This window comes from Haloferax sp. KTX1, assembly GCF_902410085.1.
GTDB classification, from domain to species: Archaea; Halobacteriota; Halobacteria; order Halobacteriales; family Haloferacaceae; genus Haloferax; species Haloferax massiliensis.
This window is the reverse complement of sequence record NZ_CABPRH010000186.1, coordinates 1-447: the sequence shown is the minus strand read 5'-3', so window position 1 is coordinate 447 and position 447 is coordinate 1. Positions and strand designations below refer to the sequence as shown.

Annotated in this window: 1 protein-coding gene; it reads left to right on the top strand. The window is 44.3% G+C overall.

What is annotated here, in order from left to right; translation table 11 throughout:
* Nucleotides 1–250: SLATT domain-containing protein (locus tag FY251_RS21385; RefSeq protein ID WP_148416926.1), on the top strand; the 250-nt coding region annotated here is incomplete at its 5' end.
* Nucleotides 251–447: the final 197 nt, after the last annotated feature.

Sequence of the window (447 nt, the reverse complement as noted above, 5' to 3'; positions counted from 1 at the left end):
TTTATGGCTTATCCGAGAGCAGTACCTATCTCTTCTAACTGATTTGCGCTCTAACTCATCCACTGAGCAGCAAGTTCGAGAAAAACGAGATGATTTGTTGACCGAACTGCATTCTCTTTATTCAGGCGCGCCAAGCACTAATTTTACAGCATACAAAAAGGCCCAAAAAGCGTTGAAAAACCTAGAAGATATGACTTTCTCCGATGAGGAAATCGACGCGTTTTTACCCAAAAGTCTAAAGAAGTCTTAACAAATTGCTTCTGGCGGACCGGCGCACCGGAAATCTAAGCAGTAGAGGGTTCTTTGATGCCATCATTGAGCTTCAAAAAATTCGAGACAAACCTACTAATTGATGTAGACCGCATCATAGAAAGCCATGGGCATCTCAACCATGATGGTAAGGGGCGACGGGCACTTGGGCATATTACGCGTAGCGGTGTTCTGATG